A 26,085-nucleotide genomic window follows, 5' to 3' on the forward strand; every position below is an offset into this window, starting at 1 on the left:
GCGGCGGGTGGTTCCTCGGATACGCTCCGCGACGGAGACGGCGACGGCGGGCGCCGACCCGGGGGAACGGGGAACACGGCCGAGGTCGACGAGACCACGCGGCAGTTGGGGCTCGTATGCGCGAACGCGGACGCGATCCGCCGGCGCCTGCGCCGCGGTCCGGCCGGTGACGACGCCGTCTTGGCGGGGGTGTTCGCGGCGGCGCGGGGCCGTCGGGAGCGGGAGACGGCGCACGCGGTCGGCGTCGCTGCACTGCGTGCTCCAGGCTCTGGGCGACCCCCAGGGCCTCCACGCGTACAGCGGGAGCGCCGGGTTCATGCCGTCGGCCCGTCCGGTGAAGGGTCCGGCGAGTCGCGCCCGCCGTCCGCGGCATCGGCGGGGCGTGCCGCTGGCCGCTGTACTGGGCGGCGCCGCGGCCATCGGGGCATCGCGCAGGCCCCTCGGCTCCGCCGCGGACGAGCCCACCGACCTGCTCCGGCCCGCCGCCCCGTGCAGCGGATCACCTCCCGCCGGCGTGCGTCCGCCGAGGCCTGGCACCGGCACCGGCACCAGCAGGAAGCCGCGGTCGCCCGCACACGCGGCGCCCGGGCGGCGATGGTCCGGACAAGCCCCGAGCGTGCGGGCCGGCCCACGTGGAGCGGCGACCGCATCCATGCCGCGTCCGTCCGGATCGACCGCGACGTGCGCCCCTACCTCGCCGCGCTGTGGCCGCACCTGTGGCTGGTCCTGCCCGACACCACGCGCGGTGAGGTCACCGCCGCCCGTCCGGCCCTCGGCCGGGCCACCGCGCTGACCGCCTGCGCCGTGCTCCACCTGCCGCTCGCGCTGGGGCGGTGGCCGGCTCCCGCCCTGGCGGGCCGCCACCGCCCGCGTTCTGCCGCCTCCACCCACGCCACCCGGCTCGGAGCCGCGACGCGCCTGCATGCCCGCGAGCTCGGCGGCCCGCTCGGCCCGGACCTGCCCGGTCCCCTCACCCGTGAGACCGGTGGGACCCTGGGCCTGTACCTGGCGCCGAGCCCACCGCCGCGGCCGCACGGCGGGGACCCGTCACGGGTGGGCCCGTCACGGGTGGGCCCGTCACGGGTGGGGGATCCGGTCAGACGGTTTCCCTGTCCTTGTGGGCTTCGCGCGCCGCGGAGGCCCGTTCGTCGGCGCCGCCGGGGACGAACACGAGCCGGGCCCCGGAGGACGTCGGGGAATCCCATGCGGTTTCGATCTCGGACATCGGCACGGTGACCACCTCGGTGGTCGGCGCCAGGGCGGGCAGCCGGGCGAGCAGTTCGCGCAGGGCGGCGGCGCGCCGGGCGCCGGAGATCGAGCCGAGCCCGCTGCCGCAGACGCTCACGTCGGCCTTGCGGAACCAGGCGGACGGCACGGTCATGTCGGGCCCGGCCGCGGATCCGACCTGCACCCACCGCAGGGTACGGGTGAGATCGGCACGGTGGCGCAGGATCCCGTCGAGCGCCAGCTCGGCAGGGCGGTCCCACAGGTAGTCGAGCACGATGTCCACGTCCGCGGCAGCCGCACCGAAGGCCGCCGCGATCTCCTCGTCCGAGCCCGTGAGCTGCACCGTCCGGTGAGCGCCCAGAGCTGCCGCGGCCCGCAGCGCCTGCGGATCGCGCCCGGCCGCCACGACCGCGCCCGCGCCCTGGTCGAGGGCGAGTTGGATGGCGGCCCGTCCGGCGTTGCCGGTGGCGCCGAGGACGAGCACCGACTCCCCTTCGCGCAGCCGGCCCCGCTCGCGCAGTGCGATCCAGGCCGAGGAGGCGGGGTTCATGACGGCGGCGACGGTGACCGGATCGAGCCCGCGCGGTACGGGCATGAGTGCGGCGGCCGGTACGGCGACACGCTCGGCCATGGTCCCGTGCGGGGGCTCCAGCACCGGGATGTAGACCAGTTCGCCGGCGGAGGTCCGGCCCACCCCGTCGAACCCGGGGACCAGCGGCAGCGCGTCGCCGCCGGTGTAGTGGCCGCCCGAGGCGAACGAGCGCACCAGCGGGTACAGCGCGGCCGCCAGTACCTCGACGACCACCTCGCCGGACGCGGGGACGGGCTCGGGCACGGACTCGTACCGGGGTGGCTGCCCCAGGGCGTGGACCACGGCTGCGTACATGAACTAGCCCCCAAATGGGTGATGAGGCGGCATGACGGACATTCCGATTGTGATGGCTGCCGGCCGGCCCGGCCGGCTGCGCCACGCGGCAGGGCTTCAGCGGACCGCCGTGGCAAGGCGGCGAGCCCCGCCGGAGTGGACGAACTCCGTCAGCGAGACCGTGTAGTCGCCCTCGCCGGGGCGGTACGCGGTGCAGTACTGCGTGGGGTACCAGCCGGGGGTGCGCCATGCGGCCGGCTGGGGGATGGCCTCGCAGGTGCGGTGGGCGGGCGCGGTGCGGTGCCGCTGGAGGAAGTCCCTGGTGAGCATGGGCTCCATGAAGATGAGGTCGCCCCCGTACGCCCCGTAGATGAAGGTCTGGCCGCTGAGCGTGCCCGTGGTCGGCGGCCGGCTGTCGAGGTGGGCGCCCATGGCGCCCTCCGCGGTCTGCGGGCTGCTCGCGGGGTAGCCCGCCGGCAGGTACGCGGCCGGGACGGGCCGGCCGGCTTCGGCCAGTTGGTCGCAGGCGATGAGCAGTGCGCAGCCGCCCGTCTTGATCGCCTCCCTGACGGTGCGGGGCACGAGGTAGAAGTGCACGTCGAAGTGGGCGACGTCGTAGCGGCCGTGCGGGTTGTGGCCCTTCGGGTTCCAGTTGAACAGGGCCCACTGGAAGGGCAGGCCGGCCGCGGCGGCCGGGGTTGCCGGGAGCGCGAGTTCCAGGCTGTGGCCGCCGACGCATTCGTGGCCCCCGTCGAGGTGTCCGTCGTCGTCCGCGTCATAGCAGTGCTTGCCGTCGGTGGCGGCGGCGGTGGGCAGCCCGGTGACGGCGGAGGCGGTCAGGGCTATGCCCAGGGCCTTGGGGATCCCGCCCTGGTACTCGCTGTACGTCCGGACGGTCCCGCCGCCCAGCCGGGCGGCGCGGCCGTACGTGGAGCAGGCCGCTCTGCCGGTGTCCTTGCCGCAGGCGGGCATGCGCGCGGCGGAACCGGAGGGCGGTGGTGGGACCGCCGGCCGGCCGATGGAGGACAGGAGCGCCGCCAGCAGTGCGGCGGAGCCGAGCGCGGCGACGGCGGTGGCGCGCGTGCGGGAGCCGTTCATACGGCGACGCTCCAGGAGGAACGCGCGTTGAGCGCGGTGGCGTCCACGCCGGTGACCTGGCGCGTACAGGACTTGATGCCGTCCAGCCGGTCCTCGGGCAGCACGTGACGGATGTCGTGGAAGCCGTCCGGGGCCAGGGCTTCCACCTGGCGGAGCACCGGGTCGGGTTCCAGCCGGCGGTGCGCGGCGAGGAGCCGGGTGGTCTGCGGCCGGCGGTCCGCCTCGTACCGGGCCAGCGCCTCGTCCACGCCGTGGTGGGCCAGTTCGTACGCCAGGACGCGGGCGTCGACGACCGCCTGCGAAGCACCGTTGGAGCCGGTCGGGTACAAGGGGTGCGCGGCGTCTCCGAGGAGGACGACCCGGCCGTCCGTCCAGGCCTGCAGCGGGTCGCGGTCGATCATCGGGTAGCGGCCGATGCGGGGTGCTGCGGCGATGATGCCGTGGAGGTCGAGGAAGTCGCTGCGCCAGCCTTCGAGGTGCTGGAGGACCTCTTCCGGGGGGACCGCGCGGTCCCAGTCGGCGCCCCGCGCGTCGTCCTCGCCGAGTCCGTCGGCGGTGCGGCTCTCGACGACCCAGTTGAGGAGGCAGCGGCCGCCCTTGCCGGGCCGGGAGACGGGATAGGCCACGGCCTTCACCCGTGCGTTGCAGCCGAGGATGACCATCGTGCGTCCGTCGAGGAAGGGAGGGGCTTCGGTCACCCCGCGCCACATGCATATCCCGTTGCCCAGCGGCGGCCCTTCGTGCGGGTTCATCGTCGCGCGCACGGCCGAGTTGATGCCGTCCGCGCCGATGAGCAGGTCGCAGGAGAGCGGGCCCGGCCGGTCCACCACGTACGCCCGAACGGTGGGCCGCTCGCGGTCCCGGTCCTGCTCGTAGCGTATGAGGCGGCCTCCGGTGACCAGCACCCCGGGGCCGAGCCGGTCCCGTACGGCCGACAGCAGGATGTCCTGGAGGTCGGCCCGGTGCACGGAGTACTGCGGCCAGTTGTAGCCGGCGGCGCGGCCGCGCGGTTCCGACCAGATCTTGCCGCCGTAGCGGTGGTGGTACTCCAACCGGGCAGTCGCGACGGCGACTTCGTCGAGCGCTTCCGCCAATCCGAGTTCGGTCAGCTCCCGCACGGCGGCGGGCTGGAGATTGATGCCCGCACCCACAGCGCGCAGGTTGGGGCACGCTTCGACGATGAGCACATCGTCCAGCCCTGCCGCGTGAAGACTCAAGGCCGTGGTCAATCCGCCAATTCCGGCACCGGCTATGACGATGCGCGGAGCATTCTTTCGGCCGTACGGAGACATGCCTTCTACCTCCTGGGAAAGACGCCTTCCGTTGAAAGTGCGGTACTTCACCGATGAGTACAACCACGGTTACATGAGGTCAAGATGCGCAGGTCAGCCATGTTCGTTCACCCGATCAGACCATGGCCGAGTGCCGCCTGATGGGTGACATGGCTTTAATCAAGTGTCGGCAACAGAAAGGCTGCGACATGCCTCAGGTGACGTTCGAACCGTGCGACGTCCAGCGCCTCCAGCATGCTGTTGACTACGCCCTCCACGCCTCCAAAAAGCCACTGGACGCACTCCTGCCACCGTGGATACCGGGCGATCTCAAACGGGAAATCAAGAGCCGATGCGTTGTATCGCATTGTGCAACGCTACTGTTCCCGGAAACAGTGGAATCCGCCCTCGCGTACTTCGAGGAAAACGGCTGGCCCGCTTCGACCACCATACCGAGCGTGCTGGTCAAGCGCCGTCTGGTGGAGCGTCACTGGCTCCCGGACGATGCGGACATACGGGTGACGCGGCTGCGCGTCACCGCCGGTCTGGCGCCGGAGGTCGAGGTCTTCCTCTTCCCGCGGTGCGGCCCCGGGTACACCGACGACGTGGGTGCGCAGGAGCGCGTCCACGGTTTCGAGAACCACGTCGGCCTGTTCATGGACCGGCCCGACGAGCGGACCCTCACCCGCCTGGCGGACCGGCTGGAGACCACCGGCCGAATGGTCTACGAGGGGTCGGCGCACAACCCGCACGAGAACACCACGATGCTGTACTTCGCCCCCAGTGCCGCCGTGGCCATGTCCCGGCGCCGCTTCCCCCGGTGGGAGCTGCAGTGCGCGGGCGATCTGACGGCCTGCGCGGACCGGCGGCAGGTCCGTACGCAGGCGCTGTGCAGCGCGTACGCGGCGCTCAAGGCGAACCACGTGGACGGCGGCGGCACGGCGCGGTCCCCCCGCCGGCCGGTTCCGGTGGCGGCGCGCGAAGGCTGACCGCCGCACCCGTACTCGGACTCCCCGCCCGCGTTCCCGGTTCCGGATGCGGCGGGGAGTCCTTGCGCGTTCCGCCGATGTGGAATGCAGGATCCGGAGGGGCCGAATTAGATGGGTGGGGCACTGATCGCGCGTTCCGGCCCTTCTGATACCTCTTCAGGCCATGAAGAAGATCACCCGCCGACAGGCTTTGGGTACTGCTGCCGGCGCGCTCGCCGCCGCAGGAGTGACCGCGGCCGTCATCAAGGTCTCCGGCTCGTCCTCGCCGGGCGGGGACCCGAAGGAGGCGGCCGCGGCGTCGTCGCCCGGCCCCATACCCACCGGCACCATCGACGAGGTCTACGAGGGCCGCCGCATCCAGATCACTTTCGGCGGGGGCGAGCACCAGGGCGGCCACCACTCCCCCGAGCTGCCCACCGTCCGCATCGACGGCAACGAGCTGCACGTGATGCGCAACGCCGACGGCAGCTGGGTCAGCGTCGTCAACCACTACCAGACGTTCCCCGACCCGGTCGCGGTCGTCCGCGCCGCCGTACGGGACCTCCAGGGCGCCGCACTCGCTCCGTTCGGCCCCACGGGAGGCACGTCATGACCGTCCGCAAGAACCAGGCCAAGCTCACCGCGGACGAGAAGCGCGCCTTCACGGGTGCGTTGCTCGAACTGAAGCGGAACGGTACGTACGACCGCTTCGCCGCCGTTCACAACACCTTCCTCATGACCGACAGCGACTTCGGCGACCGGGTCGGCCACCGGTCCCCCTCCTTCCTCCCCTGGCACCGCCGCTTCCTGCTGGACTTCGAAGCCGAGCTCCAGAAGGTGGACCCGAAGGTCTCGCTCCCCTACTGGGACTGGACGCAGGACCGCACCGCGGCCTCCTCGCTCTGGGCCGCCGATTTCCTGGGCGGCACCGGCCGCGACCGTGACGGGCAGGTCGTCGACGGCCCGTTCGCTTACGGAGGAGGCAAGTGGGCCGTCACCGTGGGGGTGGACAGGCGCACGTACCTGCGGCGCACCCTGGGCGGGGGCGGCACCCAGCTGCCGACCAAGGCCGAGGTGAACGCCGTGCTCGCCATGCCCGTGTACGACGCGGCCCCCTGGAACAGCGCCTCGGACGGCTTCCGCAACCACCTGGAGGGCTGGCGCGGCGCCAACCTCCACAACCGGGTCCACATGTGGATCGGCGGCCAGATGGCCAGCGCGGCCTCGCCCAACGACCCGGTGTTCTGGATGCACCACGCCTTCATCGACATGCTGTGGGCCGAGTGGCAGCGCCGGAACCCGAAGTCCGGATACCTGCCAACCGCGGCCACGCAGGACGTCGTCGACCTGCACAAGCCGATGAGGCCGTGGAACAACGTGACTCCGGCCGACCTGCTGGACCACCGGAAGTTCTACACGTTCGACACCGAGCACTGATGGCGGCGGCGCGCCGACCCCGGACCGGGGTCGGCGGGCCGGGCGCGGCGAAGGCCGCAGGGGGTGGCCCTCAGCCGAGCCGCCACTGCTGGGCCTTGCTCCCGGAGCAGGCGATGACCGTCAGCTGGTTCCCGGCGCCGTTGTCCGTCAGGCACCCGCCCTGGAACGAGATGTCCTTGATGTAGTAGGCACCCGACGAGGGGGCCGGCTCCAGGTTCCACCACACGTCGCCGGCGAACTGGCCGGCGAGTTCGACGCGCACGGTGTCACCGAACTGCGTCAGCGCCCGGGACATCGCGATACCGGACGGGCCGCACGTCTTGAAGCTGTCGTAGTTGCTCTTCTCGTGGAGCCACCCGAAAGCCGTGGTGCCGCCCATGACCACCTTCGCGCCGCCCTGCGGCGCGGCGCCGCTCACGCCGATCTTGAGCCCGTCACCGACGTTGGTGATGGCTCCCCACCCGGCGCCCCCGCAGCCCTGCGGCGCGCCGGTCCCGCCGTTGCCCGTCCCGCCGGGGGTCGAGCCCCCGCCTCCGGGCTTGGTCCCGCCCCCGGCGCCGCCGCCGCTCGGCCCGGAACCGGGCTGGCTCCCGCCGTTGCCGGAACCGCCTGCTGCCGTCGGGGGGTTCGCCGCCGGGGCCGCGCCGCCGATGCCGCCCGCCGCAGCGCCCCCGCCGCCCTGCACACCCGGATGGTCGCCCGGAGCCGGAACCCCGGCATCCGGCGTCCCGGCCGCCGCACTCGCCGAGGGGGCCGCGCCGGGGCTCTGGCTCTGGCTCCCGCTGCCGGACGCCGGCGCGGAAATCGAGGCGGACGGCCGCTGTCCCGCCACGCTCGCGTCGGTCCGCCGGGCACCCGGGTCGATGTAGAAGACGGTGACGGCCACCGAGACCGTGATCGTCACGGTGACCCCGATCGCGAGCGGTGCGGAGACCTGCGCCGGGATGCGCAGCCGGTCCCACCAGGTCCGCCGCAGCTCTGCTCCCGCCACCGGATCCCGGCCTGTCCCGGAGACGACCGGTCCCGCCGGCGCGTCGAGCTCGCCGAGCGGCCGGCCGGCTGCCGCGCGCCGCGCCGCCGCGGCCATCACCGAGGCGTCTGCGTAGCGCTCCTCGGGCCGCTTGGCCAACGCCCTGGCGACGAAGGCGCGCACGGGCTCCGGAAATTCGGAGGGGAGGTCCGGCACCGGCTCCCGGATGTGCTTGAGCGCGATCTCGACCACTGACTCGCCGGTGAACGGCGGTTCCCCTGTGAGCAGTTCGTAGCAGACCACGCCCAAGGAGTAGAGGTCGGACGCTGCGACGGCGCCGAGCCCCTCCGCCTGCTCGGGGGCCATGTAGAGCGCCGTGCCCAGCACCGCGTGCGAGTCGGTGATGCCCGTACTGGCCGCGCTGGAACGGGCGATGCCGAAATCGGTGACGGTGACGCGGCCGTCGTCGCCGAGCATCAGGTTCGACGGCTTGATGTCGCGGTGCGTGACGCCCTGGAGGTGTGCGGCGTGCAGGGCGTCCAGGGCCTGCCCGGCGATGTCGAGTGCCCGTGCGGCCGGGAGGGGTCCGTCCTGCGCGCGGACCTCGGTCAGCGTCCGCCCCTCGACGAGCTCCATGACGATGTACGCGACCTGCTCACCGGATTCGATCCGGCTCTCGCCGTAGTCGTGCACGTCGACGATGCCCGGGTGGCTGAGCGAGGCGAGGACCGTGGCCTCGCGGCGGAACCGCGCGGCGAACGAGGGGTCGTCGAGCAGCGCGGGCAGCAGCACCTTCACCGCTACCTGCCGTCTGAGCACATCGTCGTCGGCTCGCCAGACCTCGCCCATGCCGCCACCGCCGATCCGCTCGGCCAGTGTGTACCGGTCCCCGAGAACCGTCCCCCGCCCCCACATGTCTGCCCCTCGTCGTCCGGTGTCTCGGTGGTCAGCCAAATCCCGTCGGGCTGAGGATACTTGGGCGCCGCCGGACCGCCACGATCCCCTCGGCGGGGCGTCAGAGACGGTCTTGCGCGGCGGCCCAGTTCAGCCGTCCCGCGTGGATCAGCCGGAGCTGGCGGCGCGCGGTGCGCGTGACGGCAGCCCGCGCCACGTCGTCCGGGCCGGCGGCCAGGTAGGCGGACACCGTCATCACCATGTGGTCGACGTAAAGCCGTGCCAGCATGAGCAGGTCGTCCGCGCTCCAGCCCGCACTCAGCGGATCGGCGCCCAGGCGATCGGCCACCTCACCCGCGAACGCGTCCAGCTGACCGGCCACCGCTTCGCGCACCCTGCGTACGCCGCCGTGCCGCTCGCGGACGATGAAGCGGATGTGCGCCGGGTACTCCCGTACGAGTTCGGCCATCAGATCCACGGTCGTGTCGATGCGCTGCGCGGCCTCGCCGGAGGCGGCGAGGGTCGAGCGGACGGCGGCGTGCAGGCTCTGCAGCGCCTCGTCGACCAGCGCGATCCCCAGTTCCTGGGTGTCCCGGAAGTGCCGGTAGAAGGCCGTCGGGGTCACCCCGGCCACCCGGGTCACCTCGCGCAGCCCGAGGCTGCCCAGGTTCTGCTCCTCCAACAGTGACAGGGCCGCGTCCAGCAAGGCCCTGCGGGTTTTGTGGCGTTGGGCCTGGCGTGCCCCGATGGTCTCACTCATGACGAAAAGTCAACCCCCGATTCCTCATATTCGCTCACTGCATTTAGACTGAGCAGTCAGTGCACAACTGTCTCCTGTTTTGGAGGAAGCACGATGCTCTTCCTGATAGCGGCCCTCATGCTGATGGGGATCGCCCTCGGAACCGTGGCCCACGTCCCCGTCCCCGTGTCACTCGCCGCCACCGCCGCGATCGGCTGCTGGCTGCTGGTCTTCGCGGTCCGCGAGCGGACGGCCCGCCACCACCGGCCGGCCGGCCGACGGGAGGGATGACCGTGAACGCCCCCGACACCGCGCTCCACACCCACGCCCACGCGCCCAAGCCCGGGCCCGCAGCCGCAGCCGCTCCCGCGCCCGCGGCGGCCGTCCGTCAGGCCGACGGGATGGCGGTGGCCTCCTTCGTGCTGGGCCTGGTCGGTCTCCTCGCGCTGAACCTGCTCCTCGGTCCGGCCTCGATCGTCCTCGCCGCGCTCGCACTGCACCGCGGTACGACCCGGCCCGGCCGCGCACGGCTCGGTCTCGCCCTCGGCATCGCGGACCTCGTCGTCCTCGTCTGTCTGGTCAGCGCGGACCAGACCTGGTCGTGGAGCATCGGCTGACCGCCGCGCCACCGACCCGTCCGCCCGCCCGCCCCGCTACGGCAGCGGGGCTCCGCGGGCGGTGAGCCACAGGTCGTACCACTCCTCGTGCGTGAGCTCCGGTTCGCGCAGCGCGGCGTCGCGGCAGGCCCGGATGCGCTCGGGACGCCCGCTCCCCACGACGGGGGCGATCCGGGCGGGGTGCCGCTGCAGCCACCACAGCAGGACCGTCTCGGGCGTCGTGCCCTTCACCTCGGCCAGTTCGCGCACGAGGCGGGCCGTCGCCCGCTCGGCGGGGCTCTCCTGGGCACCGGTGAAACGGCCCTGCGCCAGCGCGCCCCAGGCCTGGAGGCGGACACCGTTGTCCAGGCAGTACTCGACGGTCCCGGCCGGGAATCCGCTCGCCGCCGCCGCGGCCGTGTTGACGAGTACGCCGTCTTCCAGCCAGTCCCGCCGGTCCAGGCTCATCTCCAGCTGGTTGGCGACCAGCGGGAATTCGAGGTGCCGTTGGAGACGGGCGATCTGGGCGGCGTTCATGTTCGAGACACCGAAACTGTGGACCAGCCCCTGCGCGCGCAGCGAGGTGAGCGCCGCCGCGACGTCCTGCGGGTCGGCCAGCGGATCGGGCCGGTGCAGCAGCAGGACGTCGACGGCGTCGGTGCGCAGGCGCACCAGGCTCTCCTCGACCCGCCGCACGATGTTGGCGCCGCGCAGGTCGTAGATGCCGGGGCGGTCGCCTTCCGCGAGCCGGATCCCGCACTTGGTCTGGAGCACGATCCGCTCGCGCAGGCCCGGGGTACGGGACAGCACCTCCCCGAAGACGGCCTCCGCCTTGCCGCGGCGGTAGATGTCGGCATGGTCGAAGGTGTCGATGCCGCTCTCCAGCGCCGCCACGATCGCCGCCTCGGCCGCATCGATGTCGGCGGAGCCGTACGCATCGGTGTCCCAGCTGCCGCCGAGCGCCATGCAGCCGTACAGCAGCCGGGCGCCGTCCTTCTCCGGTGGTGTGATCGCCATGCCGCCACCCTACGAGGCCGCGGCGCGCCCCCGTACCAGGGCTCCGGGCGGGGACGTACGGGCCACCGGCTTCGCGGCGGGCCGCGGACGCGGGGCTTCCACGGGCTTCTTCTGCGGCGGGGGCGTCCTCGGCGGGTAGGAAGGCGGCACCTTGGGTCCGCTCGCACCGGTCGGCATCGTAGTCATGCGACCACGCTACGCGCACGAAGGGGATCCCGGGCCCGGGTCCGCCACCTGGAGGCGGCAGCCCGCCACCACCGCGCGGGCGCCGCGGTGGTGGTGGGCCGGGGTGGTTGTCGCGGCGCCGTTACGGCGCCATCTCGTACGCCCCGGACAGCGCCTCGACCCGGTCCCAGACCCGGGCCGAGCGGGCTTCGTCCACGACGGGACGGCGCACCGCGCCGAGCGCCCAGCGCTGCTGCTCCTCGGTGGCGGAGTCCTTTCCGTGCAGCTCGACGGCGTGCGCGGAGAAGTCCCGTACGAGGACGGCGAACAGCTCGTCCAGGACGTCCTCGTCGAGGCCGGTCAGCCGCGCCTGCTCCAGGATCAGCTGGCCGTGGACGACGAGCGCGAAGAGCTGGCCGACGGCGAGCAGCAGGTCCAGGTCACGGCTCTGCTCCTCGTCGGGGGCTGCGGTGGTGACGAACTCGCACAGCGCGTCGGCCTGTTCGCGGAAGCGGGCGACGTTGGGCACGGCGGCGTACGCGTCGAAGGCGGGGCGCCAGTCGTGGAAGCGGACGGAACCGAGGCCGCGGGCGGGGCCCTGGCGGAAGAGGAAGTCGTCGTCGGCCGCGTCGAGGCGGGTCGGGACGGCCGGGTACTCGACCGGGTCCAGCAGGTGGTTGCGCATGAACTTGAGGATCAGCGCGAGGTTGACGTGGACCGTGCCCTCCAGCTTGGGCAGCCCGCGGATCTCGACGGCGGCTTGGGCGAAGTAGTTGTCCTTCTCGAAGCCCTTGGCGGCGATGACGTCCCACATCAGGTCGATGACCTTCTCGCCCTCCGTGGTCACCTTCATCTTCGTCATCGGGTTGAAGAGCAGGTAGCGGCGGTCGTCGGGGCCGGCGGAGCGGAAGTAGTCGACGGCACGGTCGCTGAACAGCTTCATCCCGACGAGGCGTACGTACGCGTCGGCCAGCTCGCGGCGCACGTGCGGGAAGGCGGTGACGGGGCGGCCGTAGAGGACGCGGTTGTGGGCGTGGGTGACGGCCTCGTACATCGCGTGTTCGCAGATGCCGATCGAGGCGGTGCAGAGGTTGAACTTGCCGACGTTGACGGTGTTCAGTGCGGCGTCGAAGGCGGCACGGCCCGTGTGCAGGACGTCTTCGGCGCCGACCGGGTAGTCCTCCAGGCGGAACTCGCTGACGTACTTCGAGGAGTCGACGACGTTCTTCACCAGGTGGTAAGCCGGGTGGCGGCTGTCGGCGGCGAAGAAGACGTACCCGTCCGGGCCTTCGATGTCGGTGCGGCGACCGAACACGGAGACGAGGCCGGCCGCGTTGCCGTTGCCGATGTAGTACTTGGAACCGGTGGCCCGGAAGCCGCCGTTGCCGTCGGACTCCAGCAGCATGTCGGTGGAGTAGATGTCGGCGCCGTGCGTCTTCTCCGACAGGCCGAACGCGAACACCTCGCCCTGTGAGAGGAGTTCGGCGGCGCGGGCGTGGGCATCGGTGTTCTCGCTCTGCCACACGGGCCCGAGACCGAGGATGGTCACCTGCCACGCGTACCAGTAGTCGAGGCCGTAGAACCCGAAGATCTCGTTGAGGGCGGCGATCCGGGCGGTGTCCCACCGCTTGTCCGGGTGCCCGTCAGCGGCGGGGGCCGGGGTGAGGAAGGTGGCAAACAGGCCTTCCTTGGCGGAGAAGGCGATGAAGTCGCCCAGCCAGGCGCGGGTGCGGTAGTCCTCGATCAGCCGGCGCTTGCCGCGCTCCTCGAACCAGTCGACGGTGGCGCGCAGCAGCCTGCGGGTCTCGGGGTCGAAGTGCTGCGGATCGTAGGTGCTCGGGTTGAACAGCAGGGAGTCGGCCATGGGGGTTCGCCTTCCGGGGTCGGGGTCGAGGGGTGAAGGTGCTGGTAGCGGCGCTGGTGGGGGGAGCGGCTCAGGCGACCGGGCGGGGCGGCGCGCCGAGCCGTTGGACGGTGGCGAGTACGTCGTCGAGCCAGGCGACCGTCATCCGTTCGTACGCGATGCCCCCGCGGAGCACGACGTGTTGCAGCTCCTGCCCCGCGTCGAGCGGTGCGGGGGCCTCGGGCCCGGTGAAGTCGCGCAGCTCTCCGGCGAGATAGTGGGCGAGTCGGTCGCTGTGCACCCGGCGGTGCCGTTCGACCTCACGGACCAGTGCGGCCGGGTCGTCGAAGGCCGCGCCGCGGATCTTGACGGCGAGGTCGTGGCGCAGGCTCTCGGGTTCGATCGGCTCGTGCAGCCACCGGGAGAGGGCGGCGCGGCCCGGGTCGGCGACGGAGTACTCCTTCTTGTCCGGCCGGCCCTGCTGCGCCACCTCGCGGACGGCGAGCATGCCCTCGCTCTCCATGCGCTTGAGGACGCGGTAGATCTGCTGGTGCGTGGCGGTCCAGAAGTAGCCGATGGAGCGGTCGAAGCGCCGGGCGAGCTCATAGCCTGAACCCGGCTTCTCCAGGAGCGAGACGAGGATCGCATGTTCGAGCGCCATACCCCGATCCTTCTATGCAACTCGTTGCATAGACAAGCCGCAGCGCCCGGTTGAGACGCGGCTCACCCCGCAGCCGCCGGCATCAGCACCCGAAAGCGGGTCCGAGTTGTCACGCGATGAGCGGACTCGGGGCTTCTGCCACCCTCCGTCCGGTCCCGACGCCCTAGCGTGGCTCGTGCACCAACCCACTGGTGCCGGTCGGGCACCGTCGTGCCGGCCCGGCCCGACAGCTGCCAGAGGAACCCCGGTTGACAGGTCGCAGGACGACGGATGAACCCCGCAGGACCGCCCTGCCGCGCGTGCGGTACTGGTTCGACACCGTCGTCGCCCGCGGGACACCGGTGCTCATCGGCTGGCTGACCCTGGTCTGCCTGGCCGTCGTGGTCCCGGCGAGCGTGGCGCTGGTCTGGGCGGACCGTCGAGCGCCCACCACGCGGTCGGAGCGGCTCGTGGCCGTCTGGGTCAGCGTCGGACAGACCCTGAAGATCGGCGGTGCGGTGGGCAGCCCGCTCTACGTGCTGTTCTCGGTACTGCTGGCCCTCGTGGCACTGCTGTTCGTCTCCACGCTCGTCAGCCTGATCACCACCGGCCTCAACGACAAGGTCCTGGCCCTGCGGCGCGGCCGGTCCACCGTGCTGGAGGAGCGGCACACCGTTCTACTGGGTTGGTCCGAGCAGGTCTTCCCGATCGTCTCCGAACTGGTCGTCGCCAACTCCAACCAGCGTCGGGCGGTCGTCGCCGTCCTCGGCCCGAAGGACAAGGCGGAGATGGAGGACGAGATCGCCCTCGCCGTCGGCCGGCTGGGCCGGACCCGGCTGATCTGCCGCAGCGGGGTGACCACGGACCCGGCGCTGGTCGCGCTCGTCCGCCCCGAGACGGCGCGCGCCGTCCTCGTCCTCACCCACGCAGGCGAGGACGGGGACGCCCACGTGGTGAAGACCCTGCTCGCCCTGGAGGCTGCCGTACGGGGGCGGGGCCTCCCCGGAGTCGTCGCCGCGGTCCGCGACGGCCGCCACCACCGGGCGGCGCAACTCGCCGCCGGACCGCGGGGCCGGGTGCTGAACATCGAGGACGTCACCGCCCGGCTCATCGCCCGGACCTCGCGCCAGCCCGGTCTGTCCCTCGTCCACCAAGAACTCCTGGACTTCGAGGGGGACGAGTTCTACACGGTCCACGAGCCCGAGCTCACGGGGTACGCCTTCGGCCGGCTGCTCCTCGCGTACGCCACGTCTTGCGTCGTCGGCATCCTGGGCAGCGCCGGCGACGTCGAACTCAACCCTGCGGCGGACAGGGTGCTGGGGGCGGACGACCGGATCGTCCTGGTCACGGAGGACGACGACACCGCCGTCCTGGCGGACGGGCCGCTGCCCGTGGACGAGGAGGCGATCGCGGTACCCGGGCCGTGCGCGCCGCCGGCCGAGCGCTTCCTCGTGCTCGGCTGGAACCACCGTGCTCCGCGCATCATCGAGCAGCTGGATCCGTGCGTACCCGAGGGGTCCGAGCTGGTGATCATGACGAACGGCGAGGAGGCGCTCCGGGACGCCGCACGCTGCGCGCGATCGCGCGCGGGCCGGATGCGGATCACGGTGCACGACGGGGACATCACCGACCCGCGGGCGCTCGCCGATCTGGACGTGGCGTCCTTCGACCGGGCCGTCGTCCTCGGCTACGACGACGCGGACGGCGGCGCCCCCGGTGCGCTCACCGGTGACGACCGGACCCTGGTGACCCTGCTCCACCTGCGCGCCCTGGAGAAGGCTTCGGGCCGGGAGCTGGCCGTCGTGATCGAGATGGCCGACGACCGCAACCGGCTGCTCGCGCCGGCCCGGGAGGGGGGCGACTTCATCGTCGGCGGCCGGCTCATCAGCCTGCTGATGACGCAGATCGCGGAGAACCCCCACCTCGCCGAGGTCTTCGACCGCCTGTTCTCGGCCGACGGCGACTCGCTCCACCTGAAGCCCGCGACGCACTACGTCCTGCCCGGCCGCGAGGTCACCTTCGCCACGGTCGTGGAGTCCGGTCGCCGGCAGGGGCATTGCGTCCTGGGGTACCGGCTGCACGAGAAGGCCCTGCACAGCCCTTCGTACGGGGTGCGCGTCAATCCGGACAAGCGGGACCGCGTACGGTTCGGCGCGCAGGACTCGGTGATCGTGCTGGCCCGGGAACCGGCGGCCCCGGCCGCCCCTTGCGCCACTCCCCTGTCCGAGGCCCTGCCCGGGCCCTTTCCCGGCGGCCGCAGCCGCGACGACATCAAGGCGACCGGCGGTCCCTGACGGAGACGAACACTTTACCCACCCCTGATGGCATGCCCAAGTCAAATCTGCCAGGCTCTTCCGGCAGTCGTCGCCCTGACCCAGGGGGACGCCGCACGACAGATCTCACCAAGCGATCGTGCAGACGATGCGCACAGTCCGCGGCTGCCCACCGGCGCACCCGAGCCGACCGGGCGGCCACCGAGCAGGCCGGGAATCCCGGCCGCCTCAAAGGAGTTACGTGTGAGAGCGACCCCCCACAAGGCCCTCGCAGCGAGCACCTTCACCCTCGCAGCGCTGGCCGCCGCCGCACTGTCCGTCACCCCGGCCGCCGCCGCACCGCTCAAGGCGCCGACGTCGACCGCCGCCTGCGCCCCGGCCCAGGTGGTCACCAACGGTGGCTTCGAGAGCGGCACTTCGCCCTGGACCCAGTCGCAGACCGGCCTCATCACCAGCCGCGCCGGCCAGGCCGCCCACGGCGGCACCACCTTCGCCTGGCTGAACGGTGTCGGCCGCACGCACACCGACACGCTCTCCCAGAGCGTCGCGATCCCGTCCGGATGTTCCACCGCCACCCTCACCTTCTGGCTGCACATCGACACCGCCGAGACGACCAGCTCGACCAAGTACGACAAACTGACGGCCAAGATCGGCACCACGACGCTGGCCACCTACTCGAACCTCGACAAGAACACCGGCTACGTACAGAAGTCGTTCGACGTGTCGGCCTTCGCCGGCCAGACGGTCGCCGTCGCCTTCACCGGTACCGAGGACTCCAGCCTCCAGACGAGCTTCGTCGTCGACGACGTCGCGCTCGACACCTCCGGCGGCACCACGCCGCCCGGGGACTCCACCCGCACCCCGGCCTCCCCCTCGTACACCGTCAATCTCAGCAGCAACACGAGTGGCACCGGCTGGACCGGCCACGAGAGCGCGACCTTCACCAACGCCTCGCCGACCGCGCTCACCGAGGTCTACCTGCGGCTGTGGGACAACTACCACGGCACCTGCTCCGCCATGCCGATCACGGTTTCCAACGTCACGGGCGGCACCGCGGGCGCCCTGTCCGTCGGCTGCACCGCCCTGAAGATCGACCTGCCGACACCGCTGACGCAGGGCCAGAGCGCCACGATCGGCTTCGACCTGGGGATCACCGTGCCCAGCGGCGCCGACCGCTTCGGCTATGACGGCGCCTTCAGCATGCTCGGCAACGCCCTGCCCGTCCTCGCGGTCCGGGACGGGGCGGGCTGGCACCTCGACCCGTACACCAACAACGGCGAGTCCTTCTATTCGCTGGCCTCCGACTTCCGCGTGACCCTCGACCACCCGAGCAGCCTGCTCGTCCCGGCCACCGGCGCCTCGGTCGACACCCCCGGCACCAGCGGGCGCACGGTCACCACGGCCACCGCCACCAAGGTCCGCGACTTCGCCTGGGCGGCAGGCCCGTTCAGCAAGATCTCCGGCACCTCCGCGGCCGGCACCCCGATCAACATCTACTCCGTCTCCGGCATCAGTTCGGCCGACGCGCAGTCGATGCTCACCACCGCCAAGTCCGCCGTGGACGCCCACTCGGGCCGGTTCGGCGCCTACCCGTACGGCGAACTCGACGCCGTGATCGACAACAACTACTGGTTCGGCGGGATGGAATACCCCGGGTTCGTCCTCGACCTGGTCAGCACCACCGCCCTCACCCACGAGATCGGCCACCAGTGGTGGTACGGCATCGTCGGCGACGACGAGTACGCGAGCCCCTGGCTCGACGAGGCCTTCACCGACTACGCCACCGACCTGGCCCTGAACAAGACCGGCGCGAACTGCTGGAACAGCGTCTCGTGGGCCTCGACCGCCGAGAAGATCACCAACTCCATGGGCTACTGGGACGCCCACTCGTCCCGTTACTCCACCGTCGTCTACGGCTACGGCAAGTGCGCCCTGCACGACCTGCGGCGCACCCTCGGGGACACGGCCATGGCCAAGCTCCTGAAGGACTACGCCACTTCGCACTGGTACGGCGTCTCCACGACCGCCGAGTTCAAGGCGGCCGCCCAGGCCGCCACGACCACGGACCTGAGCTCGTTCTGGACGCAGCACCGCATCGACGGCTGACCCGACTCCGCCCCGCACCGCTTCGCCGCGGTGGACGCCTCCCCGCGTCCACCGCGGCGAACCCATGTCCGGGGCCGGAATTGCACGCCTACCGCACCCTAGCCGTCACCTGTGACATGTGAAATATTACCTGCGCTCCGACCCAACTCCCCGAAAGGTCCGTCACGTTGCGCAGACTCCCCGCGGTGGTAGCGGCGATATCCCTCGCCCTCCTCGCCACCCCCGCGCTCGCCGCGCCCGAACCGCCGCCCCCCGTCGCGCGGCAGGCCCCCGAGCTGTCCCCCGCCCCGCCGCCCGCGCCGCTGGAGGTCCAGCGCCAGAGCCTGCGCCGGCAGGCCCTCGAAGGCGTCGCCGCCGGCACCACGCAGGCCGAGGCGGACGGAACGCTCCCGCGCCGCGCCGCGGTCGGCAAGCGGTACGTCGAACTCGCACAGGAACGCAAGGACAAGGTCTTCGTGATCCTGGCCGAGTTCGGCGACCAGGTGGACACCACCACGGAGTACGAGGGCAAGCCGCGCTTCGGCGGCACCCCCGGCCCCCGCCACGACACCATCGCCAAGCCCGCGAAGAGCGACAACCACACCCTGTGGCGCAAGGACTTCGGCCAGGCCTACTACCAGCAGCAGTTCTTCGGCACCGATCCCGGCGCCGTCACGCTCCGCAACTACTACCGGTTGCAGTCCTCCGGCCGCTACGACATGGACGGCCAGGTCAGCGACTGGGTACGGCTGCCGTGGAACGAGGCTCGCTACGGGACGGACAACTGCTCCGAGCCCGGCCAGTGCCGCACCAACTGGGACCTCGTACGAGACGCCACCAACGCCTGGTACCACACCGAGCGCGCCAAGGGCCGCACCCCGGAGGAGATCAAGGCCCAGCTGGCCGAGTACGACGTCTGGGACCGCTACGACGCCGACCACGACGGCAACTTCGACGAACCGGACGGCTACCTCGACCACCTCGTCATCGTCCACGCGGGCAAGGACCAGACGTGGGGCGGTGGCGACCAGGGCAAGGACGCCGTGTGGGCGCACCGCTGGTTCGCGTATTGGGACCAGGCGGGCAGCGCCGGTCCCGGGGACAACAAGGCGGGCGGCACCCCGGTCGGCGACTCCGGGATCTGGGCCGGCGACTACCTGACCGGTGGCGAGAACAGCGGAGTCGGCCTGTTCGCCCACGAGTTCGGGCACGACCTCGGGCTGCCGGACCTGTACAGCTCCGACGGCGACAACGCCGTCAACTTCTGGTCGCTGATGTCCACGGCCTCCTACCTCGGCAAGGGGCGCAACACCACCGGCGACTTCCCCGGCGACCTCGACCCGTGGAGCAAGCTGCAACTGGGCTGGCTGGAGTACACGGAGGCCGACGCGGGGCGCAAGACGCGCGCCGTACTCGGGGTCTCCGGCTACAACACCGAGGACCCACAAGCCCTGTTGGTGCACCTGCCACCCTCGCTGACCCGCACCGATCTGACCGACCCGTACGAGGGCGGCAGCCAGTGGTGGAGCGGCACCGGCGACTTCATGGACAACACCCTGACCCGGACGGTCGACCTGACCGGGGCGGCGTCGGCCCGGCTGGACGCCCGCGTCTGGTACGACGTCGAGCAGGACTTCGACTTCCTGACCGTCGAGGCCTCCACGGACGGCGGCACCACCTGGTCCGCCCTACCGGGCACGGTCGGCGGAGCCGCGATCCCACCGAAGGGAATCTCCGGCACGTCCGGCGGCTGGGCCGAACTCGGCGTTCCACTGGACGGGTTGGCGGGGCGCAGCATTCAACTGCGGCTGCGCGTCACCTCGGACGGCAACACGCACGGCAAGGGCGTCACCTTCGACGACGTACGGGTCACTGCGGACGGGCGCGAGCTGCTGCGCGACGGCGCCGAGTCGGGTGCCAACGGCTGGACGGCGCAACGCTGGTCGCGCACGGAGGGCCGGACGGGCAGCGCGGAGCACCCGCGTGCCTACCTGGTGGAGAACCGGCGCTACACCGGCTACGGGAGCTACCTCAAGACCGGGCCGTACAACTTCGGTTCGGGCAACGACACGGTGGAGTTCTACCCGTACCAGCAGGGGGTGCTCATCTGGCTCTGGGACACGGCGTACAGCGACAACACCACCAAGGCGCATCCGGGCGCGGGCCTGTTGCTGCCCGTCGACGCGCGGCCGGAGCCGCTGCGCAACGCCGACGGCACGCTGGTCAACGCGCGTGCGCAGACCTTCGACGCGACGTTCTCCACGCGCCCGAGCGACGAGATCGTGCTGCACAAGGCCGGCGTGCCGGTGCTGGTCCCGGCGCGGCCCGGGGTCCCGGTCTTCGACGACCACAAGGGCGGCTACTGGAACGCGGACCTGCCCCAGGTGGGCGTGAAGGTCCCGGACACCGGGACCCGGATCACGGTGGTGAAGGAGGCCTCCGGAGGGGCCCTGACCACGGTCCAGGTCACCCCCTCCCCCTGACCCCCGGCCGGTCCTCTCGGCGCGACGGGCGCCGAGGGGACCGCAACCGCGCCTTCCTACGGCGTGCAGGGAAGTCGAACGGTGACGAGGAGACCGCCGGCGGGGCGGGGGACGAGGTCGAGGGTCCCGTCGTGGGCGCGCACGATGCCGTGCACGATGGCGAGGCCGAGGCCGACGCCGGCGTGCTCGTCGGTGCGTACGCGTTCCGTTCCGCGCCGGAAGGGTTCGGTGCGGGTCGGTACCGGTTCCGGTGGCACGGGACGGCCCGTGTTCCCGACCCGCAGCACGCACCCGTCCTGCTGCGCTTCGGTGTGGACCGTCACGGTGCCGCCGGAGGGGAGGTTGTGGACGACGGCGTTCTGGACGAGGTTCGTCACCATCCGCAGCAGCGGCTTTCAGCGGGCGCAGGCTGGGGCGAAGGGGCCGCCTTCGCCGAAGGCCAGTGCGGCGAACCGGTCGCCGATGCGGCGGTGGGTGGCGGCGTCCGGGTGGAGCTGGTCGGGGAGCGGTAGCTCGGTGAAGTCCGCCTCGCCGTAGAGTTCGCGGCCGTCGAGGTAGTACAGGTGGGGGTCCTCGGCCGCGCGCTGCTTCACGATGCGGGACAGCTCGTCGCGGATGACGCCCAGCGTCAACTTCCCCGCGGCGCGCTCCGCGGGGTCGCCCGCGGCACGGAACTGGAGCTTCCCGGCGCTCAGGTTGCTGAAGTCCGGGACGCTGGGGCCGGGGGTGTCCTCGTGGATGGGGCACAGGACGGACGAGACGACCAGCAGGGGGGCGGTGGGATGCCCCTCCCGCAGGGTGTCGAGGAAACCGTGCACAGCCGGGGTGAAGGCGCGCAGGCGCATCAGGTCGGTGTTCACGAGGTTGATGCCGAACTTGACGCTGACCAGGTCGGCCGGGGTGTCGCGCATGGCCCGGGCGGTGAACGGGTCGAGCAGGGCGCTACCGCCGAAGCCCATGTTGATCAGGTCCACACCGCCGAGGGAGGCGGCCAGCGCCGGCCAGGTCCTGGAGGGGCCGGCGGCGTCCGAGCCGTGGCTGACCGAGCTGCCGTGGTGCAGCCACACCCTGCGGCTCCCCTGCGGTGCGGACTCGACGGGGGCGTCGGTGCGCAGGGAGACGAGCTCGGTGATCTCGTTGTACGGCAGCCAGATCTCGACGTCCTTCGGGCGGGCGGGCAGCCCCTCGAACCGGACGGTGCCGATGGGGCCGGGCCGGGTATCGACGGCCCCGGTGGTCATGTCGACCTCGCGGACGTTGCCACCGGTCACCGAGGCCTGACCGGCGAGGCGGCCGTCGACGAGGAGGTCGTACACGCCGTCGGGACGGGGCGGAGCGCCCACGTACGCCATCTTGGTGCGGAGCGTGTCCAGTTCGATGGTGGTGGCCGTGCTCCGGAACACCAGTCGTACGCCGGAGGGCTGGCCCTGCGCCATCGCCAGCTGCCCGTCCGCGTACTGCGCGCGGGCCCACGCCGGCAGCCGGTGCGGGAGCACACCGTGCTCCGTGCGCTCCAGGTCGAGCGCGCCGCGCAGGAGGTCCGCGGTGAGGGGGGTGGTGACGGTCGTGGTGGTCCGGTCGGCGGGGCCGGGTACGGAGGCATGCGGGTCGTTCATGACCCCAGACTGTCAACCGGACGCCGGATCCGCACATCACTTTCCGGGGGCAGCGGCTTCAGCCGGTCGGGGTGGAGCGGGCCGGATCGTCGGCCTCGGCGGTTCGGCGCTGCGGCGCGAGGAAGAGGGCCAGCGTCGGGAGGAGGTAGAGGCACCACACGATCGTCTGGAGCGCCGTCGGGTCGGGCTGGAAGTTGAACACGCCCTTGAGGAGGGTCCCGTACCAGCTGTCGGCGGGGACGGTGGTGCTGATGTCGAAGGCGAGGGTGTGCAGGCCCGGAAGGATGCCGGCCTCCTGGAGGTCGTGGAAGCCGTACGCGAGGACGCCGGCCGCCACGACGATCAGCATGGCGCCGGTCCAGGTGAAGAACCGGGCCAGGTTGATCTTCAGGGCGCCGCGGTAGAACAGCCAGCCCAGCACCACCGCGGTCAGGAGTCCGAGCAGCGCGCCGATGAGGGGTCGGATGCCGTCACCGGTGGCCTGGACCGCCGTCCAGATGAACAGCGAAGTCTCCAGTCCCTCCCGGCCGACCGCGACGAACGCGGTCAGGACCAGGGCGCCGGTGCCCACCGCGAGGGCGGCGTCCAGCCGGCCCTGCAGTTCGCTCTTCAGCTGGCGGGCGGTACGCCGCATCCAGAACACCATCCACGTCACGAGGCCCACCGACAGGACGGACAGGATGCCGCCGAGGGCCTCCTGGGCCTGGAAGGTGAGGGTGGAGGAGCCGAACTGGAGGGCGGCGCCGAAGCCCAGCGACAGGACGACGGCCAGCGCGACACCGGACCACACGGGCACCAGCTTGTCCTGTCGGCCGGTCTTGACCAGGTAGGCGACCAGGATGCAGACGACGAGGCTCGCTTCGAGTCCTTCGCGCAGACCGATCAGGTAGTTGCCGAACACGGCGTCGGATCCCTTCCGGTGGGTCAGGTGAACAAGGACCGGCCCCACCAGTCGTCCTGGTCGCGGACGCCCGGCGGGACGGCGAATACGGCCGAACCCACGTGCTGGACGTACTCGTTGAGCGAGTCGTGCGCGGCCAGGTTGCGCTGGAGGGGGACGAAGCCCTTGCGGATGTCGCGCTGGTAGGCGAGGAAGAACAGCCCGGCGTCGAGCCGGCCGAGGCCGTCGGTTCCGTCCGTGAAGGAGTAGCCGCGGCGCAGGATGGTGGCGCCGGCGTTGCTGTCGGGGTGGGCGAGGCGCACGTGCGCGTCCGCCTTCATGGCCTTCAGGAACGGCTCGTCGCGCTCCTTGGACCTGCCGGCGGGGGCGCCTTCGCCCTTGTCGCGGCCGATGATGTCCTCCTGCTCCAGGAGGGAGGTCCGGTCCCAGGTCTCGATGCGCATCCGGATGCGGCGGGCGACGAGGTAGGAGCCGCCTGTCAGCCAGTCGGCGCCGTCCCCGGCGCCGACCCACACGTGCGCGTCGAGGGCCTGGTCGTCGGTGCCGGAGATGTTCCGCGTGCCGTCCTTGAAACCCATCATGTTCCGCGGGGTCTGCGCGTCGGGGGTGGTGGAGGAGGTCTTGCCGAAGCCGAGCTGGGACCAGCGCACGGCGGTCCGGCCGAAGCCGATCCGGGCGAGGTTGCGGACGGCGTGCACGGCGATCTGCGGGTCGTCCGCGCAAGCTTGGACGCACAGGTCGCCGCCGCTCCTGACCGGGTCCAGGTTGTCGCCGGGGAACCGCTCCAGGTCCACGAGGGCGTCCGGGCGCCTGCCCTCCAGCCCGAAGCGGTCCGGGGCGAAGAGGCTCGGACCGAAGCCGATGGTGAGGGTGAGGCGGGAGGGTTCGAGGCCGAGGGCTTCGCCCGTGTCGTCCGGCGGGGCTTCGGGGAGGCCGCCGACGGCGCCCCCGCCGACGGGCCGGCCTTCGGCCATCAGCCGGGCGGCCCCGGTCCACTCCTTCAGCAGCCCGACCAGCTCCGCACGGTCCTTCGTCGTCACGTCGAAGGCCGCGAAGTGCAGGCGGTCCTGGACGGGACTCGCGATCCCGGCCTGGTGCTCGCCGTGGAACGGCACGGCCGTACCGCTCGCAGTGGGGTCGCCGGGGGCGGCATCGCCCCGGAAGACCGCCACCGCACCGCCGGCCGCGGCGGCGCCGAGCGCGAGCCCGGCACCGCCCCAGCCGAGCAGCGCGCGGCGCGAGGTCCCGCCGGCCGGCACGTCCGGGGCCGCGCCGTGGCCGTGGCCGTGGCCGTGGCCGTGGCCGTGGCCGTGGCCGTTGTGGCCGCTCTCCGGGTCCGCTTCGGACATCACCGCTCTCCCGCCTGCTTCAGGTCTGGGCGGCAAGGCCGCGACAGGCCCTGGTAAGGCAAGGCTACCCTTCCGTCTACGGAACTGTAGACGATGGCGGGCGATCCGTCCCACCCGGACGCGATCGGCCGCCGCCCCCCAAAACCGCGAGCACCGCCGTTGCGGCGGTCAGCCAGGTCAGCGCGTAGAGCCAGCCACCGAGGACATCGGTGGGCCAGTGCACACCGAGGTAGATCCGGCTCAGCCCGACGGCAACGGCCCAACATGCGACGAGGGCCCCGCAGAGCCGGGCCGCGGCCGGGGCCGCCCTACGCCATGCGGCCCAGGCCAGCAGCCCGGCCACCAGCGCCGAGGTGGTGGCGTGCCCGGACGGGAAGGCGAACCCGGAGGCCGGCGCGGCCCAGTCGGCGACCGGCGGGCGCGGCCGCGCCACGCCGTACATGACGGAGTACCGCACGCCCTGGACGAGCAGCAGGAAGCCCAGCGCCCCAGCGGCCGCGAGCATCCGGCCGCGCGGACCCCGGCCCGCGATGAGCCCGGCGGCGACGGCGCACACGTACGGGACGGGACCGCTTCCGGTGGCCGTGATGCCGCGTGCGAGGGCCACCGGGACCGGGGATCGGCGGCGCAGCGACCACCGGTGCCAGGCCTCGTCGAAGGCGTACGGGGCGCCGTGCCGCGCCAGGATCAGGGCGGTCAGCAGCGCGAACAGTGCAGCGCACGACGCTGCGGCCAGGGCCCGGCGAGTGGGTGACGGTCCGTTGCCGGTCCGCATCAAGGAGCGGTCCGCAGCCACGATGACCCCGCGCCCCGCCGTCGTACGGGGGAGGCCGCCGCGAGCCGCCTCAACGCGGGCCCTCGTTCGACGTGCGGCCGCCCCTGCGGCGGATCATTTCGACGGCCACGGGGGTGAGGGAGACCAAGACGACGAGGGCGACGATCGGCAGCAGGTAGCGGTCGACGTCGGGCACCGAGGAGCCGAGCGCGTAGCCGGCGAGCACGAGGCCCACGGTCCACACGAGACCGCCGACGACCTGCCACAGGGCGAAGACGCGGGCGGGTACGCCGAGGGCTCCGGCCAGCGGGTTCAGTACGGTGCGCACGATGGGGACGAACCGGGCGAGGACGATGGCCTTGGCGTGCCCGTAGCGGTCGAGGAACTCTTCGGCCCGCTCGGCGCCCTCGTGGAGTTTGCGGCTGCCGCTGCGGGCCAGTAGGGCCCGCCCGCCGCGCCGCCCGATGAGGTACCCGACCTGCGCCCCGAGCAGGGCTCCGGCCGCCGCCGAGCCGAGCACGAGGGGCAGCGAGAGGTGGACCGGGCCGTGCGCGCCCGGTACGCAGAACAGTCCGGCGGTGAAGAGGAGAGAGTCGCCGGGCAGGAAGAAGCCGATCAGCAGGCCGGTCTCGGCGAACATGACGACGGCGATGCCCAGCGCCCCGAAGGCCGCGAGCAGGGATCCGGCGTCCAGTAGGTCGACGGCCTGCGGGCCGGGGCCCGGTACCGCCGCCGCGAGGAGGAGGGGGAATGGGGCCACGGCGACAACTCCCGTACGTGAGGGGACGAGAGTCCAGGGCGACACCCGACCGGCGGCCGACTACAGCTCCGTAGACGGTCTACGGAACTGTAGACGATCGGAGCGCGCGGCGT

General features: G+C 72.2%; 22 protein-coding genes and 1 pseudogene. 8 read left to right on the forward strand and 15 right to left on the reverse strand.

Going from position 1 to position 26,085, the window contains the following annotated elements:
- Positions 1 to 1,096 precede the first annotated feature (1,096 nt).
- The 3 genes from OG974_RS06405 to OG974_RS06415 form a co-directional block, all read right to left on the reverse strand.
- A complete protein-coding gene (locus tag OG974_RS06405; protein ID WP_327281654.1) occupies positions 1,097 to 2,113 on the reverse strand; it encodes a zinc-binding alcohol dehydrogenase family protein in 1,017 nt (338 codons plus the stop codon).
- Positions 2,114 to 2,209: 96 nt separating this feature from the next.
- Positions 2,210 to 3,190, reverse strand: coding sequence for a hypothetical protein (locus OG974_RS06410; RefSeq protein ID WP_327281655.1), 981 nt, complete (start codon positions 3,188 to 3,190; stop codon positions 2,210 to 2,212).
- Positions 3,187 to 4,482, reverse strand: coding sequence for a flavin-dependent oxidoreductase (locus OG974_RS06415; RefSeq protein ID WP_371645735.1), 1,296 nt, complete (start codon positions 4,480 to 4,482; stop codon positions 3,187 to 3,189). The genes OG974_RS06410 and OG974_RS06415 overlap by 4 nt, the downstream gene beginning before the upstream one ends.
- Before the next feature lie 374 nt (positions 4,483 to 4,856).
- Here OG974_RS06415 and OG974_RS06420 point away from each other — a divergent pair, with 374 nt between their 5' ends.
- The 3 genes from OG974_RS06420 (at position 4,857) to OG974_RS06430 (ending at position 6,866) form a co-directional block, all read left to right on the forward strand.
- Positions 4,857 to 5,450: a hypothetical protein gene (locus tag OG974_RS06420; RefSeq protein WP_327281657.1), complete on the forward strand. Its 594-nt coding sequence runs from the start codon at positions 4,857 to 4,859 to the stop codon at positions 5,448 to 5,450.
- Positions 5,451 to 5,613: 163 nt separating this feature from the next.
- Entirely contained in the window at positions 5,614 to 6,042 is a 429-nt protein-coding gene (locus OG974_RS06425; RefSeq protein ID WP_327281658.1) for a tyrosinase family oxidase copper chaperone, read from the forward strand.
- A complete protein-coding gene (locus OG974_RS06430) occupies positions 6,039 to 6,866 on the forward strand; it encodes a tyrosinase family protein (RefSeq protein ID WP_327281659.1) in 828 nt (275 codons plus the stop codon). The genes OG974_RS06425 and OG974_RS06430 overlap by 4 nt, the downstream gene beginning before the upstream one ends.
- A gap of 70 nt (positions 6,867 to 6,936) precedes the next feature.
- Here OG974_RS06430 and OG974_RS06435 read toward each other — a convergent pair whose 3' ends face one another.
- Together OG974_RS06435 and OG974_RS06440 are read right to left on the reverse strand one after the other, a co-directional pair.
- A complete protein-coding gene (locus OG974_RS06435) occupies positions 6,937 to 8,751 on the reverse strand; it encodes a protein kinase (protein WP_328761562.1) in 1,815 nt (604 codons plus the stop codon).
- A gap of 100 nt (positions 8,752 to 8,851) precedes the next feature.
- Positions 8,852 to 9,490, reverse strand: a complete 639-nt coding sequence (locus OG974_RS06440; RefSeq protein WP_327281661.1) for a TetR family transcriptional regulator — start codon at positions 9,488 to 9,490, stop codon at positions 8,852 to 8,854.
- A gap of 93 nt (positions 9,491 to 9,583) precedes the next feature.
- On the opposite strand from OG974_RS06440, the gene OG974_RS06445 reads away from it, so the two are divergent.
- Entirely contained in the window at positions 9,584 to 9,760 is a 177-nt protein-coding gene (locus OG974_RS06445; RefSeq protein ID WP_327281662.1) for a hypothetical protein, read from the forward strand.
- Positions 9,757 to 10,086, forward strand: coding sequence for a hypothetical protein (locus OG974_RS06450; RefSeq protein ID WP_327281663.1), 330 nt, complete (start codon positions 9,757 to 9,759; stop codon positions 10,084 to 10,086). Before OG974_RS06445 ends, OG974_RS06450 begins: the two co-directional genes overlap by 4 nt.
- Before the next feature lie 36 nt (positions 10,087 to 10,122).
- Here the strand turns inward: OG974_RS06450 and OG974_RS06455 are convergent, their stop codons facing one another.
- The 4 genes from OG974_RS06455 to OG974_RS06470 all read right to left on the reverse strand — a co-directional run bounded on the left by OG974_RS06455 (position 10,123) and on the right by OG974_RS06470 (position 13,751).
- A complete protein-coding gene (locus OG974_RS06455) occupies positions 10,123 to 11,082 on the reverse strand; it encodes an aldo/keto reductase (protein ID WP_328761565.1) in 960 nt (319 codons plus the stop codon).
- 9 nt (positions 11,083 to 11,091) lie between these two features.
- On the reverse strand, positions 11,092 to 11,268 hold the full coding sequence (locus OG974_RS06460; protein WP_371645739.1) for a hypothetical protein: 177 nt from the start codon (positions 11,266 to 11,268) through the stop codon (positions 11,092 to 11,094).
- A gap of 121 nt (positions 11,269 to 11,389) precedes the next feature.
- Positions 11,390 to 13,111 (reverse strand): acyl-CoA dehydrogenase family protein, encoded by a 1,722-nt coding sequence (locus OG974_RS06465; RefSeq protein ID WP_327281666.1) that lies wholly within the window; start codon positions 13,109 to 13,111, stop codon positions 11,390 to 11,392.
- Between the two features lie 70 nt (positions 13,112 to 13,181).
- Positions 13,182 to 13,751, reverse strand: a complete 570-nt coding sequence (locus tag OG974_RS06470; RefSeq protein ID WP_327281667.1) for a PadR family transcriptional regulator — start codon at positions 13,749 to 13,751, stop codon at positions 13,182 to 13,184.
- Positions 13,752 to 13,999: 248 nt separating this feature from the next.
- On the opposite strand from OG974_RS06470, the gene OG974_RS06475 reads away from it, so the two are divergent.
- From OG974_RS06475 to OG974_RS06485, 3 genes are all read left to right on the forward strand, one after another.
- On the forward strand, positions 14,000 to 16,024 hold the full coding sequence (locus tag OG974_RS06475) for an NAD-binding lipoprotein (protein WP_371645741.1): 2,025 nt from the start codon (positions 14,000 to 14,002) through the stop codon (positions 16,022 to 16,024).
- Positions 16,025 to 16,246: 222 nt separating this feature from the next.
- Complete coding sequence (locus OG974_RS06480; RefSeq protein WP_327281669.1) at positions 16,247 to 18,109, forward strand: M1 family aminopeptidase; 1,863 nt, start codon at positions 16,247 to 16,249, stop codon at positions 18,107 to 18,109.
- A gap of 185 nt (positions 18,110 to 18,294) precedes the next feature.
- Entirely contained in the window at positions 18,295 to 20,571 is a 2,277-nt protein-coding gene (locus OG974_RS06485; protein ID WP_327281670.1) for an immune inhibitor A domain-containing protein, read from the forward strand.
- Positions 20,572 to 20,627: 56 nt separating this feature from the next.
- Here the strand turns inward: OG974_RS06485 and OG974_RS06490 are convergent.
- The 6 genes and pseudogenes from OG974_RS06490 to OG974_RS06515 all read right to left on the reverse strand — a co-directional run.
- Positions 20,628 to 20,960, reverse strand: a pseudogene (locus tag OG974_RS06490) (sensor histidine kinase); the annotation flags it as partial.
- A gap of 6 nt (positions 20,961 to 20,966) precedes the next feature.
- Positions 20,967 to 22,187, reverse strand: a complete 1,221-nt coding sequence (locus OG974_RS06495; protein WP_371645743.1) for a GDSL-type esterase/lipase family protein — start codon at positions 22,185 to 22,187, stop codon at positions 20,967 to 20,969.
- Between the two features lie 58 nt (positions 22,188 to 22,245).
- Positions 22,246 to 23,088 (reverse strand): iron uptake transporter permease EfeU, encoded by an 843-nt coding sequence (efeU, locus tag OG974_RS06500; protein WP_327281672.1) that lies wholly within the window; start codon positions 23,086 to 23,088, stop codon positions 22,246 to 22,248.
- Between the two features lie 23 nt (positions 23,089 to 23,111).
- Positions 23,112 to 24,437, reverse strand: a complete 1,326-nt coding sequence (gene efeB / locus OG974_RS06505) for an iron uptake transporter deferrochelatase/peroxidase subunit (protein ID WP_371645746.1) — start codon at positions 24,435 to 24,437, stop codon at positions 23,112 to 23,114.
- A gap of 76 nt (positions 24,438 to 24,513) precedes the next feature.
- Complete coding sequence (locus OG974_RS06510; RefSeq protein ID WP_327281674.1) at positions 24,514 to 25,233, reverse strand: phosphatase PAP2 family protein; 720 nt, start codon at positions 25,231 to 25,233, stop codon at positions 24,514 to 24,516.
- A gap of 49 nt (positions 25,234 to 25,282) precedes the next feature.
- A complete protein-coding gene (locus tag OG974_RS06515; protein ID WP_327281675.1) occupies positions 25,283 to 25,972 on the reverse strand; it encodes a DedA family protein in 690 nt (229 codons plus the stop codon).
- Between the last annotated feature and the right edge of the window lie 113 nt (positions 25,973 to 26,085).

This window comes from Streptomyces sp. NBC_00597 (assembly GCF_041431095.1).
Lineage (GTDB): Bacteria > Actinomycetota > Actinomycetes > Streptomycetales > Streptomycetaceae > Streptomyces.